This window comes from Faecalicatena faecalis (assembly GCF_012524165.2).
Lineage (GTDB): Bacteria > Bacillota > Clostridia > Lachnospirales > Lachnospiraceae > Faecalicatena_A > Faecalicatena_A faecalis.
Genome location: NZ_JABACJ020000018.1, coordinates 38,570 through 55,131 on the forward strand (window position 1 = coordinate 38,570; position 16,562 = coordinate 55,131).

Sequence of the window (16,562 nt, forward strand, 5' to 3'; positions counted from 1 at the left end):
TCGAAATATCAACGTAATTTGTCTAATTCTTTTCTAAAATTCTAATTCTTTTTCAAATTTCGAACATATCCGCACTTTTCGTCCGCGCAAACCAACTTATTTCCCTTTTCTACCATATAGTTTCCGCATTCTGGACACTTCTCTTTTGACGGCCTCTGCCAGGACATGAAGTCACATTCTGGATTATTTTCACAGCCATAATACTTTCTTCCCTTTTTCGTCTTGCGGATCACGACCTCTTTTCCACAAATTGGACATGGGACTCCGATCTTCTCCAGATACGGCTTCGTATTCTTACATTCCGGGAAACCAGGGCAGGCCAGGAACTTCCCGTGAGGACCATATTTCACTACCATATTGCGCCCACATTCTTCGCAGATCACATCGGTGACCTCGTCCTCGATCTTAACGCTCTCCAGTTCTTTTTCCGCAACCTGGACAGCCTCCTCTAAATCTGGATAAAAGTTCCTGATTACTTCTTTCCATGCGACTTTACCTTCCTCGACCATATCCAGAAGCCCTTCCATATTTGCCGTAAAGTTCTCGTCTACAATACTCGGGAAGGATTGTTTCATAATATTATTGACAACTTCACCAATTTCCGTAATATACAGGTTCTTGGCTTCCTTTGTAATATAGCGGCGCCCCAGAATTGTAGAAATTGTTGGTGCATAAGTACTTGGACGCCCAATCCCCAATTCCTCCAGAGTCTTGACCAGGGTAGCCTCTGTAAAGTGTGCCGGAGGCTGTGTAAAGTGCTGCTTTGTATCAAAGCTTTCCTTCTTCAGCTCGGTATCCAGGCTCAGACCGTTGACCAATACATTGCTTTCTTCCTTCTCTTCATCCGCCTCAGTATATACACTGCGGAATCCGTCAAAAACAATCTTGGATGTAGCTACCGTAAAACGATAGCTTCCCGCTGAAATCTTAACAGAGATCGTTTCATACTTTGCCGGCTGCATCCTGCTGGCTGCAAAACGCTTCCAGATCAACTGATACAAGCGGAACTGATCCCTGGAAAGGGATTCCTTCAAGGACGCCGGAGTCCTGCTGATATCAGTAGGACGAATGGCCTCATGGGCATCCTGAATCTTCTTTTCCGTCTTTTTGGCAGCTGTTCCTGCTGCAACGTACTCTTTTCCATAGTGCTCTTCAATATACGCTCTTGCATTCGCATCTGCTTCTTCAGAAATTCTTGTAGAATCCGTACGCAGATATGTGATCACACCGACGGTCCCGTTTCCTTTGATGTCGATTCCTTCATAGAGCTGCTGTGCGATACGCATTGTTTTCTGTGTTCCAAAATTCAGGACCTTGGCTGCCTCCTGCTGCAGGGTGCTGGTCGTGAACGGCAGCGGTGCCTTACGGACACGTTCACCCTTCTTCACATCCGTCACTTGATAATTCTCATTCTCGATTTCTTTTACGATCTGATCGAGCTGTTCTTTGGAACTGATGGTAATTTTCTGATTCTCTGTTCCATAAAACTTTGCTGTCAGAGGACGTTTTTCTCCTTTCACATGGAGAATCGCATCCAGTGTCCAGTACTCTTCCGGGATAAAAGCGTCTATCTCTGCTTCCCGGTCTGCGATCAGACGCAGGGCTACGGACTGTACTCTTCCGGCACTTAAACCTCTTTTTACCTTTGCCCACAATACAGGGCTGATACGGTATCCCACCATTCTGTCCAGGATACGACGGGCCTGCTGGGCATCCACCAGATTCATGTCGATTCCTCTCGGTGCCTTTAGGGATGCCTTCACTGCATTCTTTGTGATCTCATTGAAGGTGATGCGGCGCATTTTCTTATCATCCAGCTTCAGCGCAGTCGCTAAATGCCAGGATATTGCCTCTCCTTCGCGGTCGGGGTCAGTTGCAAGATATACTTTATCGGCCTTTTTCGCCTCTTTGCGCAGGTTTGCAAGGATGTCGCCCTTTCCCCGAATGGTGATGTACTTCGGCTCGTAGTCGTGTTCCACATCTATTCCAAGCTGGCTCTTCGGCAGATCTCGGACATGTCCGTTCGATGCCGCAACAGAATAGCTGCTCCCCAGGAACTTCTTAATCGTCTTCACCTTCGCGGGTGACTCCACAATAACCAGATAATGTGCCATAAAAATTCTTTCCTCCACCTGTTCCGGCAGCCTCTATCCAAAAGCGGCCGGACATATCTACTCTTTCAGCTTAACATAATAATTCTTTGATACTTCTCTGATGTATCCCTTTAACTCTAATGAAACCAGAAGCTCCATCACCTCGTTCGCACTCAGTGAGGTCTCTTCGATCAACTGGCTTACATTCCTGGGATACAAACCAAGTCGACTATACACCATATTTTCTGTAGTTTCAAGCACTTTTTTATTTTTGTCTGTTTTTAACATCTCGAAACCACCCGAAATCTGAAGTTCTTCCAACAGCATTTCCGGGGATAAAAGAATCCCTGCGCCCTGTCGTATCAGGTGGTTACATCCCTGACTCAGACTGTTGTCAACAGGCCCTGGAAGAGCGTAGACATCCCGCCCCTGTTCCAGCGCCATGTCTGCTGTAATCAAAGAACCGCTCTTTTCTCTCGCCTCCATGACAAGCACTACATCGGACAATCCACTGATAATCCGGTTGCGTTTGGGGAAATTCTGAGGAAGAGGTGAAGTTCCCGGGACAAATTCTGACAGAATCCCCCCTCCTTTCTCCAGGATATCATGGTAGAGACCAAGATGTTCCTTTGGGTAACAGATGTCCACCCCGCATCCCAATACCGAAAAGGTCTGACCGCCTCCCATCAGAGCACCGCGCTGTCCCAGACCGTCAATTCCTTTAGCCAGCCCGCTGATGATATGTACCCCGCACCTGGCAAGTTTTTCTCCATATTCTAACGCATATTTTTCCCCGTAAGGAGTACATCTTCTGGCCCCTACGATTGCAACAGACTTTTTGTCCTCTTTTGGCAATTTGCCTTTCACATAGAGGGCATAAGGAGGGGAAGGAATCTCCCCCAGTTTTTTTGGAAATGTTTCCGAAAAATGAGGGACAAAACGAATCGAATTTCTTTTCAAGTCCTCAAACCGCTCCTCCAGATTCGTCCATTTCTGTGCCTGTCTGATCATACTGATATCTGCTTCATTTAAGAACCTCTGTTGTCTTAATTTTGTTTCTTCTATATAAAAGATATGTTTTCCCGTACCAAGCTGCTCCCGCAACAGATATTTTTTCCGTTCTGATACATGAGTGATGGACGCGAACCAATATTCATAGATCAAATCCATCACCTCCCCCAATATTTCTTATCCATTGTCCGGTAACCAATCGCCTCTTTGATATGTTTTTCTTTGATTTCCACAGCCCCCTCCAGATCTGCGATTGTCCTGGCTACCTTTAGTATCTTATGATAGGTCCTGGCTGTCAGTCCAAGTGCAGAAAACGCCTGCTCCATCAGTTGATTCTCTGCACTCCCGAGCTGGCAGTATGTATCCAGCTCCTTTACGTCCAGCATGGCGTTGGAAATGATATGGGTCCCTGCATAGCGCTGGTTCTGAATTTCCCTTGCCCGGCATACTCTTTCCCGAATCTGGGCAGAGCTCTCCTGCCTTTTTCGGTTTTTCAAAGCCTCGTATTTTACCTTCGGAGCCTCTACACAGATATCCATACGGTCCAGAAACGGCTGGCTGATTTTCCCTAAATAGTTCTGAATCTGACCCGGTGTACAGGTACATCTTTCGAAATCAGGATAACATCCGCATGGGCAGGGATTCATAGCCGAGACAAGCATAAAATTGGCCGGAAATACATAGTTTCCATAGGACCTGGAAATCCTGATCTGATGCTCTTCCAAAGGCTGTCGCAGTACCTCCAGTACCGCCTTCTGGAATTCTGGCAGCTCGTCCAAAAAGAGGACACCTCCGTGTGCCAGGCTGATTTCTCCGGGCATCGGAATAAGGCCTCCGCCGATCAATGCAGCTTTCGTTGCGGTATGATGAACACTGCGGAAGGGCCTTTGTCTGATCAGTGGTGCATCTTTATCCACCAGGCCCATAATACTGTAGATTTTCGTGATCTCCATGCTTTCTTCCATCGTCATAGGCGGAAAGATACTGGAAATCCGTTTCGCCACCATGGATTTTCCGCTTCCGGGTGGACCTACCAGAAGTAGATTATGCCCACCGGCCACTGCGACCTCTGCCGCCCTTTTTACGGCCTCCTGCCCCTGAACATCGCTGTAATCCAGATTCTCCTGATCCACTGCAGCCGTGCTCTGAATTGGATGTGGCTGTGCTTCTATGCTTCGAATCCCGGATAAAAAGGCGACGGCCTCACTTAAATCTCTTACTCCAATAATCTCTATTCCATCTACGAGTGCTCCCTCCGATGCGTTCGCCTTCGGGACCATACAAACCGGGATTCCAGCCTCCCTTGCCTCCAGGACAATGGGCAGGATTCCAGGGACCTTTTGTACACAGCCGTCCAGGCCCAGCTCCCCGATCAGCAGCATTTCCTTTACCCGTTCCTGTCGCAGTTGTCCCAAGGAAATCAGGATGGAAATTGCGATTGGAAGGTCAAATGCCGCACCTCTTTTCCGCATTGTGGCCGGGGACAAATTAATCACTGTCTTCTTCGCCGGGAAATCCATCCCCGAATTACGGATTGCCGTGCGCACCCTCTCTGCCGCCTCCTTCACCTCCGATGAGAGATATCCCACCATGTGAAATGCGGGCAGCCCATTGCTGACATCTGCCTCCACATGGATGAACTCTACCTTTAATCCCTGCACAGACGCTGATAAAATTGAACTAAAACTCATTCACACACTCCTCTCTAAAGTATGAACTAATAAATAAAAGTAAATAAAAACTGAATTGAAATTATGACCGAAGCGGTCAGATTTCTGATTTGTGGAACCGGAAACAGAAAATTTCCGGAACTGGTAGGATTATCATAGTCCTTCTTTCCTTAGAAGTCAATTCTTAAATCTTGAAAACTTTTGTGAGATTCTTAAAAAAGAATAAACTAAGCCCTCCCTGTCCTTCTTTCCAGTGGAAAAGCACAATTTCCCCAATTTCCACATAGACTATATCAAATGTGCTAAGAGGTGCTGTTCTTGAAATCTTTTCCCAATCCCCTCACGCCATCGGAAGAAAAATATTACATGCAAAAATATACAGAGGGCGACCTTCAGGCAAAACATGTCTTAATCGAACGAAATCTGCGGCTCGTTGCACATGTCATCAAAAAATATCAATATCTGGACGAAGACCCCGAAGATCTGATTTCCATAGGAACCATCGGTCTGATCAAAGCCGTTGTGACTTTCAATCCTGATAAAGGGAACCGCCTTGCCGCATATGCATCGAAATGTGTCGAAAATGAAATTTTAATGTATTTACGTGCTAAAAAGAAAACAAACAAAGAAATCTCACTGTACGAGCCTATCGGCACCGACCGTGAGGGAAATGAGATTAAACTGTACGATATCATTGAGACGGAGGACGAGGATGTACCCGAGAAGATACATTTAAAAGAAAACATACAGAAGCTTTATGAGAAGGTGGAGAATGAACTTTCAGACAGAGAACGGCTTGTTTTAAAGATGCGGTACGGGCTTTATAACGGGGAGGAATATACACAGAGAGAGATTGCTAGACAGATGGGGATATCACGCTCCTACGTCTCCCGAATCGAAAAAAGTGCGATTGAGAAGCTGCGGGAGTTTTTTTAGCAGGATTAGGGGCGCAAGGCAGGATGAGCACCCTGGGGGCAGTTCCAGATGGAGGGCGGTGCGAAAACCTGAACGCTTGCTAAGAAGGTGTAACTGAAAATCAGGAGTAAATGGAGGTACATGCCACATTCGGTGCAAAATCTGATGATTTTGCGCCTCAGGTGTCAACAGTCTTTGATGTGAGACATCAAAGACCGCCCTCCATTTTCTCCTGATTTTCAGTAACGCCTTCTAAGTGCGCTTGTATGGCTTTCACACCGCCCTCCATCTGGAACTGCCCCCAGGATGCTCATCCTGCTTGCTGGACGCATCCAGTCGGTAGGAGGCCGCGGCTTTCTTGGGAAAGCGCGGCGCAAGAAAGTCTTTTCTTACTAAATTTGCTTATTTACCGCCATCTGTCTTTGCCGCTGTCCAATCATTTTCTTAACAAAAATTTATTCTTATAATTTTCTAGTCTTCTTTTCTTCTTAGGATGTCATAAGGAGCAGCTTTTTGGTCCAGGCCTATATATAGGACTTGTTTGGGGTGTGGAGCGCTCTCCTGGGACTCTCCTTCTTCGGTCAGGATGTTCAGGACTTTAGTTTCTATATTCTGACCGTCGGGCTTCATGATTTCTATGGTCTCGCCTACGCTGAATTTGTTTCTTTGTTCGATGCGGTAGAGACCTTCTTTTTCTTCTCCTATGATTCCCAGGTAGGTATATTCTTTGACGTAAGTGTTGCTGTCATAGATCTGAGTCGTCTCATCGGGTCTGCCAAAAAAGAAACCTGTGGTGAACTGACGGTAGGTACAATTGGATATCTGCTCTAAGTACCAGGGCATGTTTTTCTGGTAAAGGGAAGGATCTTTTTGGTAATCATCTATTGCCTTTCTGTAGGTCCGGGCCACGGTGGCTACGTAGAGGGCTGTTTTCATACGTCCTTCTATCTTAAAACTGTCGATTCCAGCTTCTATGAGCCCAGGGATATGCTCTATCATGCAGAGATCCTTGGAATTAAAGATATAGGTTCCTCTCTCGTTCTCATAGACAGGCATGTACTCTCCAGGCCTTGTCTCCTCCACAACAGCATATTTCCAGCGGCACGGATGGGTGCAGGCTCCCTGGTTCGCATCCCGGCCTGTGAAATAGTTGCTTAGCAGGCAGCGGCCGGAATAGGATATACACATGGCTCCGTGGACGAAAGTCTCTATCTCTAAGTCTTCCGGGATGTTGGCGCGGAGCTCTTTCAGCTCTTCTAAAGATAATTCTCTTGCAGATACCACGCGGCTTGCTCCCTGCTTATACCAGAAATTGTAGGTCGCATAGTTCGTGTTGTTGGCCTGGGTGCTGATGTGGCGTTCAATCTCCGGGCAAACCTCTTTTGCGATTTCAAATACACCTGGATCCGCAATGATCAATGCATCCGGCTTGATCTCTTTTAACTCTTTGAAATATTCGCGTACTCCATCCAGGTCCTTATTATGAGCCAGAATGTTCGCTGTCACATAGACCTTTACATCATGCTCATGAGCGAACGCGATTCCCTCCCGCATATCCTCCATAGAAAAATTCTTTGCTTTTGCACGCAGTCCAAAAGCCTCACCGCCGATGTATACTGCATCTGCGCCGAAGATGACTGCTGTCTTTAAAACTTCCAGGCTGCTCGCCGGAATTAATAATTCTGGGTGTCTTGCCATGTTTCTTCCTTTCTTTTCTTCGTACTGACTGCGGCCCCGTCCCCAAAAGGCAGAATAGCCGTAATCAATTGCTCGTTATGTTTTAACTCATACAGATACTCCCGCATCCGGCTGTGGATGGTCCTGTTACGACGCTCCACGGCAAAACGGGATTCAATGATATCCCCATCCTGAAGTACATTATCAGACACCAGAGTTCCCCCTGGCTCCAACAGCCTCATGACCTCGGGGAAATAATGGATATACTGTCCTTTTGCGGCATCCATAAAGATAAAATCATAGCTGCCTTTCAACGTCTTCATCACTTCCAGGGCGTCTCCCTCAATCAGTGTGATCTGTTCTTCCTTCCTTGCACGCCGGAAATTCTCCCGGGCAATAGGGATTCGCTTTTCATAATTTTCTATTGTTGTTATTCTGCACCCAGCGGGGGCATTTTCACTCATCAATAACGCAGAGAAACCTACGGCAGTCCCCACTTCGAGTATGCGCATAGGTTTTTGTATAGTTAAAAGCACCTTTAGAAAGCTTTGCATTTCTTTTCGGATAATCGGCACATATGAATCTAATGCTTCTCTTTCTATTGCTTCCAATATTTCACTATTCTCTGTCTCTAAGGAATTGATGAATGTAATGATACGTTCATCTACTATCATATCTTACACATCCACATCCATAATTATCGGAATGATCATCGGACGTCTCTTTGTCTTCTTCCAGATGTAATCATTCATAGTATCTCTAATCACCAGTTTGATCTTGTTCCAGTCCGCATGTCTATTCTGCAGGCAGCGGTCCAGTGCCTCTGATACGACCTGGCGTGCTTCTTCCATCAGTCCTTCTGACTCACGCACATAGACAAAACCTCTGGATACGATATCCGGCCCGGCCAGCAGACGGTTGGTTCCCTTTTCCAGTGTCAGTACAACGATCAGGATTCCGTCCTCTGCCAGATGCTGTCTGTCCCGAAGAACGATATTGCCGACATCTCCGACGCCAAGTCCATCCACAAGAATTGCTCCTGTGTGTACCTTATCTACGACCTTCGCTTCCTGTTCACTTAATTCCAGTACATCACCTGACTGAATGATAAATACGTTCTCCTTCGGAATTCCCAGTGAGGTCGCAATCGCTGCATTCGCTTTCAGATGGCGGTACTCACCATGGACCGGAATTGCATATTTCGGCTTTACAAGGGAGTAGATCAGCTTTAGCTCTTCCTGGCAGGCATGTCCTGATACATGGGCATCCTGGAAGATAACATCCGCACCTTTAGCCGACAGTTCATTGATGACCTTGGAAACAGACTTTTCATTTCCAGGAATCGGGTTGGAACTGAAGATGATCGTATCGTTCGGCTGAATGGTCACCTTACGGTGTACATCTGCTGCCATACGGGACAGTGCCGCCATGGATTCTCCCTGGCTTCCTGTTGTGATCAGTACCATCTTCTCCGGCGGATAGTTCCGCATCTGATCGATCTCGATCAGGGTATTCTCCGGCACATTCAGATATCCAAGCTCTGATGCCGTAGAAATAATATTCACCATGCTCCGTCCTTCTACCACGACCTTGCGTCCGTACTTATCAGCGGAGTTGATGATCTGCTGCACACGGTCCACATTAGATGCGAACGTCGCAATAATGATACGAGTATTCTGGTGCTCTGCGAAAATATGGTCGAAGGTAATTCCGACTGTCTTCTCTGACTGTGTAAATCCTCTTCTCTCCGCATTCGTACTATCTGACATCAGCGCCAGTACGCCCTTTTTCCCAATCTCCGCAAATCTCTGAAGATCGATGGCATCACCAAATACCGGAGTATAATCTACCTTAAAGTCTCCTGTATGCACAACGATTCCTGCCGGTGAATAGATGGCAAGAGCAGATGCATCCTGAATACTGTGGTTCGTCTTAATGAACTCAATTCTGAACTTTCCAAGGTTGATCGACTGTCCGTGACGCACGACCTTTCTCTTGGTACTGCGCAGCAAATTATGCTCTTTGAGTTTATTCTCAATAATTCCCATGGTCAGCTTCGTCGTATAGAGCGGAAGATTCAGTTCCTTCAATACGTATGGAAGAGCACCGATATGGTCCTCATGTCCATGGGTGATCACGAAGCCCTTCACTTTGTCAATATTATCTTTTAAATACGTGACATCCGGGATGACTAAGTCGATTCCCAACATGTCGTCTGCCGGGAACGCAAGCCCGCAGTCTACTACAATAATACTGTCCTCGAATTCAAAGGCAGTAATATTCATTCCAATCTGTTCCAGGCCTCCCAATGGGATGATCCTGAGTTTTCCGTTATTTTCTTTTTTCAATAATTTTACACCTCCATGTGTTTTATGTACCTACTTTCCGCGCATGAAAAAAAGAGCAATCCTCCGCATGTCCGTTCTCCTGATTGGAACTAACGGATTATTTGCTTTTATTTAAGCATTCTCTACACTGTCCGTAAAATTTAAGCTCGTGGTCCAGCACATGGAATCCGGTGTCCTCTTCGATATGACGTTCTAATTCTTCCAGAAGGTCATCCTCGAATGGAAGCACCTTGCCACATGTCCTACATATCAGATGATGGTGGTTATGCTTGGTATCACCTTCAAATAAATGTCCGATCTCATATCTGACACACCCATCATCCAGGTTAATGCGGTCCACCAACTGCATCTCAAGAAGCAGCTGCAAAGTCCGATAGACTGTGGCGAGACCGATATCGGGATAATCCGCTCTGATCAGCTCATAGATATCCTCCGCAGCCATATGGCTGCCGCCGTTCTCTGCCAGCGTCTGCAGGACAAGCAGTCTCTGCCGTGTGACTTTTAATCCTTTTTCTCTTAATCTTTCCTTGAGCAGTTCCTGCACTTTTTCCTGTTTCATCGCTAAACTCCAATTCATTTGCAGTAAGTAAATCTATTGTAAATGTCCTTTAGACTTTACATTTCAATGTCAACATCCTCAAGCAGCTCCTCAAATACTTTAGAAACTGCCAGAAGCTCTGTGTCGTCTTCTACGACCTCGTATACACTCTCTTTATCCTCTGCCAGGCTTGTATCCTTCAATATCAGGCATTCCGCGTCGTCTTCTTCGGAGTCTGTAACCAATATGTATACAGCCCCGTTTATCTTCGTTTGTTCCAAAATAAAAAATTCAACTGTCTCACAAGTATCCTCAAAGGTAAACTTAATCTTTTCCATATAAATATCCCCTTATTCCTGCAGGCTTTTTATCTGCTGCAGATGAGTCATCAATCCTCCTGCGGCAAGGAATTCTCCCTCTTAATATAGACAGAGTCAAGATATCCCTGCAAAATAAATACCGCAGCGATCTTATCGATATACTTCTTCCGGTTCTCCCGTCTTACATTACTTTCAATCAGAGTCCTCTCTGCCTCCACGGTCGTCAGCCTTTCGTCCCACATAATGACTTCCAGTCCTATACGGCGCGTGAGCATATCTCTGAACTCTAAAGATTTCTCCGCACGTTCCCCAATATCGTTATTCATATGCTTCGGAAAACCAAGCACGATCTTCTCCACCTCGTATTCAGAAACCAGCTCCTCAATACGTGCCAGAGTACGTCTTAACTTGTTCTCCTCTTTTCTCTGAATCGTTTCAATCCCCTGAGCCGTAAGTCCCAGGGCATCACTGATTGCTACCCCGACGGTCTTCGTCCCATAGTCAAGTCCCATAACCCGCATATTCATTATTCCCATGAATTGTGCGCGATATACGCTTTTAACAATTCTTCTACTAATTCATCTCTCTCTACCTTCATCACCAGGCTTCTGGCCCCATTGTAACTTGTAATATAGGTAGGGTCCCCTGACATAATATAACCGACGATCTGGTTCACCGGATTATATCCTTTCTCCTTCAGTGCCTTAAAGACAATCTCCAGGATGTCCCTTGCAGAAATCTGCGGGCCTGGCTCCACCTGAAAGAATTGGGTATTGCTTAAATCACTCATTTCTTTTCCTCCATTTTGTGTTTTTCATAATCTTGCGTGATTAGTATCATACTAACATGCCAAATATCCTATCTACAATTCTAATATAAACGTTGTCAAAATTCAATGTATAATTTGTAAATCATTTTCAATTTCAACTTTTACGATACAATTTTGAAGATTTTCCTCACTGTCTAGTGCAATTTTCATATATTCCTTTGTATGTCCGACCTGCACTCTTTTTCCATCAAGCACAGCTTCTTCTTCCACAAGCACCTCTACCTCTTTGCCCAGGAAGCTTTCCTCATACCTGCGGCGCTGCGTTTCATTCAGGGCTAATAATACATCACTTCTGGCAGCTTTCACCTGCTCTGGGACCTGGTTCTCCATCACTGCTGCCTTTGTCCCATGACGCTTGGAATATTTGAAAATATGGGTCTCATAAAATCCGACCTTTTCTACGAATGCCCGGGACTTCTCGAACTCTTCCTCCGTCTCGCCCGGAAATCCTGTAATCACATCTGTAGTCAATGCCGGCTGGTCAAAATACTTCCGAAGCAGTTGACATTTTTCATAATACTCATCGCTTGTGTATCTGCGGTTCATTCTTTTTAGTGTCTCATCACATCCACTCTGTAAAGATAAGTGGAAATGCGGGCACATCTTCGGCAGAGAAGCAATTGCCGCGGTGAATTCCTCCGTAATGATTCTTGGTTCCAGAGAGCCAAGACGGATTCTTTTGATTCCTTCCACCTCATGGACTGCTTCAATTAGGGATAACAGATTCTCGTGCTCCTCCTCAAAATCAATCCCATAAGAGCTTAAATGGATTCCGGTCAGCACGACTTCCTGGTAACCATTGTCTGCCAGACGCTTTACTTCTTCTACCACATCCTCTTTTCTCCGGCTTCTGACACGCCCTCTTGCATAGGGGATAATGCAGTAAGAGCAGAACTGGTTGCATCCGTCCTGAACTTTAATATAAGCCCTTGTATGTTCTCCTGTCTTGGATAGATGAAGGGCCTCATATTCTTTCGTATGATTAATATCGATCATCTCCCTGCAAGGTCCCTCATGGGCATCTGCTTCTTTCTGTGCAAGACTGCCATCCATCTCCTCCCTCTGGAACTGTTCCTCTCTACAGCTTTCGCCCTGGTGAGTGCATTCATACTCCTTTAGAATCGTGATCAGATCCTGCTTTTTGTTGTTGCCGATCACGATATCGATGCATGGGTCTACTTCTTGTTTGTCCTCCTGGGCCTGTACATAACACCCCGCTGCCACGACTACAGCGTTGGGGTTCATCCTTCTGGCACGGTGCAGCATCTGTCTGGATTTACGGTCTGCGATATTGGTCACCGTACAGGTATTGATAATATAAATATCTGCCCCTTCCTGAAAGGGAACGATCTCGTATCCGGCCTTTTCCAGCATCTCCTGCATCGCTTCTGTCTCATATGCATTTACTTTACATCCTAAATTATGCAGTGCAGCTTTCTTCATAAAATTTATTCTCCTATTTCCTTGTTTTTCCTCTTTGTTCCTTGACTTTTAAACTATCATCTCGTAGAATATACATGAGGCGAAAAGCCTGACACATGTATAATAAGGAGGGATTACCGATGAAAACAGTACAGATTTCTTTAAACTCAATCGACAAAGTAAAATCATTTGTAAATGAAATTACAAAATTTGATAATGACTTTGATTTAGTATCCGGAAGATATGTGATAGATGCCAAATCAATCATGGGAATTTTCAGCCTTGACTTATCCAAGCCAATCGAACTGAATATCCATGCAGAAGAGAGCGTTTCAAATGACATTCTCAGCGTTCTTGATCCATACATCATCAAATAATATTACATTTACAATAAAGAGCTGTCTCAAAGGAGGCAGCCCTTTTTTTGACCTTCTTTATGACTCTTAAGGTTTTACCAGGATTACTTCTGTCGTCTCGATTGCAGTCTTCATCAGCTCATCGATCTTTTCCGTAAGCTTTTCCTCTGACTTCTCAATGCGCTCCAGGTTCGGCTTAGTCACTGGATGTTTCGCAACGAATATCGTACAGCAGTCTTCAAACGGCTGGATCGAGGTCTCATACGTATCTATCTTCTCAGAAATCTCCACGATTTCCCGCTTATCAAATCCAATCAGCGGACGATATACAGGCAGTGTACATACTGCATTTGTCGCCGCAAGGCTCTGCATGGTCTGGCTTGCTACCTGACCGATGCTCTCTCCTGTAATGAGTCCGAGGCATCCCTTTTCCTTTGCAAAATGCTCGGCGATCTTCATCATATAACGGCGCATGATGATCGTCAATTCTTCATGAGGACATTTCTCATAAATATAAAGCTGGATATCCGTAAAATTGACCACATGCAGCTCAATCGGTCCTGCATATCTGGATACCAGTTTGGCCAGGTCTACGACCTTATCCTTGGCACGTTCGCTTGTGTACGGCGGTGCATGGAAATAAGTCGCCTTAAGTCCCACTCCCCGCTTTGAGATCATATAACCTGCGACCGGACTGTCAATACCGCCGGATAAAAGCAGCATCGCATTGCCGTTGGTCCCGACCGGCATTCCGCCTGGTCCCGGGATAATCTCGGAATACAGGTAAATCTCTTCCCGTACCTCCACATTCAGACGGATATCCGGGTTATGCACGTCCACCTTCATCTCCGGAAATGCATCCAAAATCACGCCGCCCAACTCACAGTTGATCTCCATCGAGGTCATCGGATACTGCTTCCTGCTTCTGCGCGCTTCTACCTTAAATGTCTGATTCCCTTCCGGGTACATCTCCTTCATATAAGCGACGACATCCTTCGTAAGCTGTTCGAATCCCTGGTCCAGAACCCGGACTACCGGACAGATGCCGACAATACCGAACACTCTCTTTAAAGCGTCAATCGTCTCCTCATAATCATATTCTCCTTCACAGTCGACGTACACCCTGCCCTGCGCTTTGTGTACATAGAACTCTCCATCTGCCTCTTTGAGCGCAAAACGAATCTGACGCACCAGTGCATCCTCAAACAGATATCGGTTCTTTCCCTTGATACCGATTTCTCCGTACTTGATCAAAAATGAATGAAATCTCATATTTCTCTCCTTTGTCTGCCTGTTCCGGGCACTCCCGCCCGGAACCCTTTTGCTTATGCTTCCTGCTGTCCTTGGCAGCCGCCATGCACAGTCATTCTGCTGTTTCACTGTATCTTATCCGTCCAGAATCAAAACGGATATTCAAAAGCAGCTTCGCTGCCTCCTTATTCTAACGTCTTGTATATCTTCTAAGCATCGGAACACAATTATATAACGTATCAAGTGTATAGTCAATTTCTTCTTTTGTGGTAAACTCTGACATACTGAACCGAATAGTCGCATTCAAATATTCTGTCGGAACACCGATTCCTTTGAGCACGCCGCTGACGGCCGGATGGTTCGATGAACATGCTGACCCCGAGGAAACATAGATTCCTTTGTCCTCCAGCGTATGAAGGAGCACCTCACTTCGGATTCCCGAGATGCCTACACTGATGATATGCGGTGCACTGTTAACGTCCGTCAGACCATGGACCGTGGAATTTTCAATTCCCTGAAGTCCCTCCAGAAAATATGCCTTGAGTTCTCTCATCAAAGCTACCTTCACGTCCAGGTCCTGGTATATCATTTTTGCTGCCAGTCCTAACCCTGCGATGCCTGGAACATTTTCCGTGCCTGAACGGATATTTTTCTGCTGTTCCCCGCCGAATACAATTGGTTTCACCTTTGCCTTTTCATTAATATAGATAAATCCGATTCCTTTCGGCCCATGAATCTTATGCCCGCTTGCGGTCAGCAGATCAATCCCCTGACGTTTCGGATAGATATGATATTTTCCAAATCCCTGCACAGCATCAGAGTGGAACAGGATGGACGGATTATATTTTTTGACGATCTGTACAGCTTCGTCGATTGGCTGTACTGATCCAACCTCATTGTTCACATACATGATGGATACCAGAATCGTCTCCGGGCAGAGCGCATCCTTTAATGCTTCCAGTTTGACTCTCCCGTTTGCATCCACCGGAAGGTAGGTGACCCGAAAGCCTTCTTCCTCTTCCAGATATCTCATTGTATTCAGAATTGCAGGATGCTCGATCGCTGACGTAATCAGGTGGTTGCCCGCCCTCTTATTGGCCCTCGCACTTCCGATCAGCGCAAGGTTATCACTTTCTGTTCCGCCTGAAGTAAAAAAGATTTCTTTCTGGTTTACTTTTAAGATCTTCGCCAGTCTCTCTTTTGCCTCTTTGACATAATGTTCCGCATCCACGCCTTTTTTGTGCATGGACGACGGATTGCCGTAATCCTGGCACATCACTCTATAAACCAAATCCCCAACTTCCGGGTAACACCTGGTTGTTGCTGAATTGTCCAAATAAACTTCCATGATATTCTTCCTTTACTAATTCTTATTAATACAATATGCTTTATTGCTCAAGGTGGAACATTAATATGGAAAGTACCGTAAGCCCCGCCGTCTCTGTACGCAGGATTCTCTTTCCCAATGTGATAGGGAATGCTCCCATATCCTGGGCCTTTTCCACCTCTTCCTCATCAAATCCACCTTCCGGCCCGATGAAGACACCGATGCTCTGACCTGAACGGATACTGGAAATCATTTCTTTCGTCTTTTCCATGCCCTCTGCCATCTCGTAAGGTATCAGGGTAATATCAAGCTCCCTGGCATATTCCAAAGCCTCTGCAAAGCCCATGACCGGCTTGACTTCCGGCACAAGGCTCCGGCCTGACTGCTTCGCCGCGCCCAACGCGATGGAATTCCAGCGCTGGACTTTTTTCGCCGCCTTCTTATCATCCAATTTTACTACGGCACGCCTTGTAGACACAGGTACTACCTCCCATACACCCAGTTCGACAGCCTTCTGGATGATCAGCTCCATCTTGTCTCCTTTGGGAAGTCCCTGAAAAAGAACAATGCGGGAGGAAAGCTCCGAATAGCTCTTTTCCGAAGAAAGGATATGAAGTACTGCCGCGCCCTCTTCAAAACGTTCCACCTCGCAGGTATAATCTGTTCCTTGTCCGTCACTGATTCCCACTTTTTCGCCTTGTTTCATACGGAGCACATTCTTCATATGATTGAAGTCCGAACCCTCTATAAAAATCTCCGTCTCACAAATCTGGGACGGCTCTGTAAAAAAATGATGCATAGATGG

Annotated in this window: 16 protein-coding genes; 2 read left to right on the top strand and 14 right to left on the bottom strand. The window is 45.9% G+C overall.

What is annotated here, in order from left to right:
- Window positions 1–41: 41 nt before the first annotated feature.
- From topA to HGO97_RS16590, 3 genes are read right to left on the bottom strand one after another with little or no spacing between them, the layout of a single operon-like run.
- The gene (gene topA, locus HGO97_RS16580) at window positions 42–2,114 is read right to left on the bottom strand and encodes a type I DNA topoisomerase (protein ID WP_216243860.1); all 2,073 of its coding nucleotides are present in this window, start codon (window positions 2,112–2,114) and stop codon (window positions 42–44) included.
- 57 nt (window positions 2,115–2,171) lie between these two features.
- Window positions 2,172–3,263, bottom strand: a complete 1,092-nt coding sequence (gene dprA / locus HGO97_RS16585) for a DNA-processing protein DprA (RefSeq protein WP_334299586.1) — start codon at window positions 3,261–3,263, stop codon at window positions 2,172–2,174.
- On the bottom strand, window positions 3,263–4,795 hold the full coding sequence (locus HGO97_RS16590; RefSeq protein WP_216243869.1) for a YifB family Mg chelatase-like AAA ATPase: 1,533 nt from the start codon (window positions 4,793–4,795) through the stop codon (window positions 3,263–3,265). The genes dprA and HGO97_RS16590 overlap by 1 nt, the downstream gene beginning before the upstream one ends.
- A gap of 297 nt (window positions 4,796–5,092) precedes the next feature.
- On the opposite strand from HGO97_RS16590, the gene sigK reads away from it, so the two are divergent.
- Window positions 5,093–5,710, top strand: coding sequence for an RNA polymerase sporulation sigma factor SigK (sigK, locus tag HGO97_RS16595; RefSeq protein WP_216243871.1), 618 nt, complete (start codon window positions 5,093–5,095; stop codon window positions 5,708–5,710).
- Between the two features lie 450 nt (window positions 5,711–6,160).
- Here sigK and HGO97_RS16600 read toward each other — a convergent pair whose 3' ends face one another.
- From HGO97_RS16600 to mtaB, 8 genes are all read right to left on the bottom strand, one after another.
- Window positions 6,161–7,387, bottom strand: a complete 1,227-nt coding sequence (locus HGO97_RS16600; protein ID WP_216243874.1) for a peptidase U32 family protein — start codon at window positions 7,385–7,387, stop codon at window positions 6,161–6,163.
- On the bottom strand, window positions 7,363–8,040 hold the full coding sequence (locus tag HGO97_RS16605; RefSeq protein ID WP_216243876.1) for an O-methyltransferase: 678 nt from the start codon (window positions 8,038–8,040) through the stop codon (window positions 7,363–7,365). Before HGO97_RS16605 ends, HGO97_RS16600 begins: the two co-directional genes overlap by 25 nt.
- 3 nt (window positions 8,041–8,043) lie before the next feature.
- Window positions 8,044–9,714 carry a ribonuclease J gene (locus HGO97_RS16610; protein WP_216243878.1) on the bottom strand — a complete coding sequence of 557 codons (1,671 nt, stop codon included), beginning with the start codon at window positions 9,712–9,714 and terminating at the stop codon, window positions 8,044–8,046.
- A 97-nt stretch (window positions 9,715–9,811) separates the two neighbouring features.
- Window positions 9,812–10,273: a Fur family transcriptional regulator gene (locus HGO97_RS16615; protein ID WP_216243880.1), complete on the bottom strand. Its 462-nt coding sequence runs from the start codon at window positions 10,271–10,273 to the stop codon at window positions 9,812–9,814.
- 56 nt (window positions 10,274–10,329) lie between these two features.
- Window positions 10,330–10,590: a DUF1292 domain-containing protein gene (locus tag HGO97_RS16620; RefSeq protein WP_216243889.1), complete on the bottom strand. Its 261-nt coding sequence runs from the start codon at window positions 10,588–10,590 to the stop codon at window positions 10,330–10,332.
- Between the two features lie 50 nt (window positions 10,591–10,640).
- Window positions 10,641–11,093 carry a Holliday junction resolvase RuvX gene (gene ruvX / locus HGO97_RS16625; RefSeq protein ID WP_216244038.1) on the bottom strand — a complete coding sequence of 151 codons (453 nt, stop codon included), beginning with the start codon at window positions 11,091–11,093 and terminating at the stop codon, window positions 10,641–10,643.
- A 5-nt stretch (window positions 11,094–11,098) separates the two neighbouring features.
- On the bottom strand, window positions 11,099–11,362 hold the full coding sequence (locus HGO97_RS16630) for an IreB family regulatory phosphoprotein (RefSeq protein ID WP_216243891.1): 264 nt from the start codon (window positions 11,360–11,362) through the stop codon (window positions 11,099–11,101).
- Between the two features lie 102 nt (window positions 11,363–11,464).
- On the bottom strand, window positions 11,465–12,844 hold the full coding sequence (gene mtaB / locus HGO97_RS16635) for a tRNA (N(6)-L-threonylcarbamoyladenosine(37)-C(2))-methylthiotransferase MtaB (RefSeq protein WP_216243893.1): 1,380 nt from the start codon (window positions 12,842–12,844) through the stop codon (window positions 11,465–11,467).
- A gap of 119 nt (window positions 12,845–12,963) precedes the next feature.
- Between mtaB and HGO97_RS16640 the strand changes: the two genes are divergently transcribed.
- Window positions 12,964–13,200 (top strand): HPr family phosphocarrier protein, encoded by a 237-nt coding sequence (locus HGO97_RS16640; protein WP_216243908.1) that lies wholly within the window; start codon window positions 12,964–12,966, stop codon window positions 13,198–13,200.
- Window positions 13,201–13,266: 66 nt separating this feature from the next.
- Here HGO97_RS16640 and thiI read toward each other — a convergent pair whose 3' ends face one another.
- The 3 genes from thiI to HGO97_RS16655 all read right to left on the bottom strand — a co-directional run bounded on the left by thiI (window position 13,267) and on the right by HGO97_RS16655 (window position 16,556).
- Window positions 13,267–14,451, bottom strand: a complete 1,185-nt coding sequence (thiI, locus tag HGO97_RS16645; protein WP_216243910.1) for a tRNA uracil 4-sulfurtransferase ThiI — start codon at window positions 14,449–14,451, stop codon at window positions 13,267–13,269.
- Window positions 14,452–14,620: 169 nt separating this feature from the next.
- Window positions 14,621–15,778 (bottom strand): cysteine desulfurase family protein, encoded by a 1,158-nt coding sequence (locus tag HGO97_RS16650; RefSeq protein WP_216243912.1) that lies wholly within the window; start codon window positions 15,776–15,778, stop codon window positions 14,621–14,623.
- Window positions 15,779–15,818: 40 nt separating this feature from the next.
- Complete coding sequence (locus tag HGO97_RS16655) at window positions 15,819–16,556, bottom strand: 16S rRNA (uracil(1498)-N(3))-methyltransferase (protein ID WP_216243934.1); 738 nt, start codon at window positions 16,554–16,556, stop codon at window positions 15,819–15,821.
- Window positions 16,557–16,562 lie beyond the last annotated feature (6 nt).

Coding starts and splice junctions, on each gene's coding strand:
- HGO97_RS16590 (WP_216243869.1), bottom strand. CDS start 4,795: ATGAGTTTTAGTTCAATTTTATCAGCGTCTGTGCAGGGATTAAAGGTA.
- HGO97_RS16650 (WP_216243912.1), bottom strand. CDS start 15,778: ATGGAAGTTTATTTGGACAATTCAGCAACAACCAGGTGTTACCCGGAA.
- mtaB (WP_216243893.1), bottom strand. CDS start 12,844: ATGAAGAAAGCTGCACTGCATAATTTAGGATGTAAAGTAAATGCATAT.
- HGO97_RS16615 (WP_216243880.1), bottom strand. CDS start 10,273: ATGAAACAGGAAAAAGTGCAGGAACTGCTCAAGGAAAGATTAAGAGAA.
- topA (WP_216243860.1), bottom strand. CDS start 2,114: ATGGCACATTATCTGGTTATTGTGGAGTCACCCGCGAAGGTGAAGACG.
- thiI (WP_216243910.1), bottom strand. CDS start 14,451: ATGAGATTTCATTCATTTTTGATCAAGTACGGAGAAATCGGTATCAAG.
- dprA (WP_334299586.1), bottom strand. CDS start 3,263: ATGGATTTGATCTATGAATATTGGTTCGCGTCCATCACTCATGTATCA.
- HGO97_RS16655 (WP_216243934.1), bottom strand. CDS start 16,556: ATGCATCATTTTTTTACAGAGCCGTCCCAGATTTGTGAGACGGAGATT.
- HGO97_RS16640 (WP_216243908.1), top strand. CDS start 12,964: ATGAAAACAGTACAGATTTCTTTAAACTCAATCGACAAAGTAAAATCA.
- HGO97_RS16620 (WP_216243889.1), bottom strand. CDS start 10,590: ATGGAAAAGATTAAGTTTACCTTTGAGGATACTTGTGAGACAGTTGAA.
- ruvX (WP_216244038.1), bottom strand. CDS start 11,093: ATGCGGGTTATGGGACTTGACTATGGGACGAAGACCGTCGGGGTAGCA.
- HGO97_RS16605 (WP_216243876.1), bottom strand. CDS start 8,040: ATGATAGTAGATGAACGTATCATTACATTCATCAATTCCTTAGAGACA.
- HGO97_RS16600 (WP_216243874.1), bottom strand. CDS start 7,387: ATGGCAAGACACCCAGAATTATTAATTCCGGCGAGCAGCCTGGAAGTT.
- HGO97_RS16630 (WP_216243891.1), bottom strand. CDS start 11,362: ATGAGTGATTTAAGCAATACCCAATTCTTTCAGGTGGAGCCAGGCCCG.